1 protein-coding gene is annotated in these 1384 nt (G+C 66.8%); it reads left to right on the top strand.

Features of this window, described 5'->3' with window-relative positions; translation table 11 throughout:
- Window positions 1–57: 57 nt before the first annotated feature.
- The gene (locus ACFVSN_RS45170) at window positions 58–1344 is read left to right on the top strand and encodes an IS256 family transposase (protein WP_387603984.1); all 1287 of its coding nucleotides are present in this window, start codon (window positions 58–60) and stop codon (window positions 1342–1344) included.
- Window positions 1345–1384 lie beyond the last annotated feature (40 nt).

Raw genomic sequence — 1384 nt, 5'->3', positions numbered from 1 at the left:
GGGTCTGTACGGTCTTCGGTGTAACTCCCGATCAAGGAAGAACACCTGATGAGCGACGTGATCGTCTCTGCTGAGGCGGTTGAGGAAGTCCGGCCGGTCGAGCTTGCGCCGGATGTGCTGGACGAGCAGTTGATCGGGCAGTTGGTCGACCGGGCCCGCGCCGGGGGCGTCAAGCTGACCGGCGAGGGCGGTCTCCTGCAGCAGCTGACCAAGCGGGTGCTGGAGGCCGCCCTGGAGGGCGAGATCACCGACCACCTCGGCTACGAGAAGCACGACCCGGCCGGTGCCGGCTCCGGGAACTCCCGCAACGGCGTCCGGTCCAAGACCGTGGTCACCGACGTGGGACCGGTCGAGATCGACGTGCCTCGTGACCGGGAGGGCAGCTTCGAGCCGCAGATCGTGCGCAAGCGCCAGCGCCGGCTGACCGGTGTCGACGACATGGTCCTGTCCCTGTCGGCCCGGGGCCTGACACACGGTGAGATCTCCGCCCATCTGGCCGAGGTCTATGGCGCGAGCGTGTCCAAGCAGACCATCTCCACCATCACCGACAAGGTGCTCGACGGGATGGCCGAGTGGCAGAACCGCCCGCTGGACCCGGTCTACCCGGTGATCTTCATCGACTGCGTGCACGTGAAGATCCGCGACGGTCAGGTGGCGAACCGCCCGATCTACGTCGCGCTCGCGGTCACCGTCGAGGGCACACGCGAGATCCTCGGCCTGTGGGCCGGCGACGGAGGCGAGGGCGCCAAGTACTGGCTCCAGGTCCTCACCGAGATCAAGAACCGCGGCGTCTCGGATGTGTGCATGGTCGTCTGCGACGGCCTCAAGGGCCTGCCCGACGCCATCGAGACCGTCTGGCCGCAGGCCATCACGCAAACCTGCGTCGTCCACTTGATGCGCGCGAGCTTCCGCTACGCGGCCCGACAGGACTGGGACAAGATCTCCAAGGCGCTCAAGCCGGTCTACACCGCTTCCACGGCGAAGGCGGCCGAGGACCGGTTCCTGGAGTTCCAGGAGTCCTGGGGCGACAAGTACCCGGCGATCGTGAAGATGTGGTCGGACGCCTGGGCCGAGTTCGTCCCCTTCCTCCAGTTCGACACCGAGATCCGCCGGGTCGTCTGCACCACCAACGCGATCGAGAGCGTCAACGCCCGTATCCGCAAGGCTGTCCGCGCCCGCGGCCACTTCCCCAACGAGCAGGCCGCGTTGAAGTGCGTCTACATGGCCATCATGGCGCTCGACCCGACCGGGGCTGGCCGCAAGCGCTGGACAACCCGCTGGAAGGCCGCACTGAACGCCTTCGAGATCACCTTCGACGGCCGGCTCTCCATCGGCCGCCGGTAATACAAATCAACCTGAGTTACACCGTTGGCTGGACACACCC

Origin of the sequence: Kitasatospora sp. NPDC057904 (assembly GCF_042887925.1) — a bacterium.
Lineage (GTDB): Bacteria > Actinomycetota > Actinomycetes > Streptomycetales > Streptomycetaceae > Kitasatospora.
Note: the sequence above shows the minus strand (reverse complement) of the source record. Positions and strands in the feature narration are given on the sequence as shown.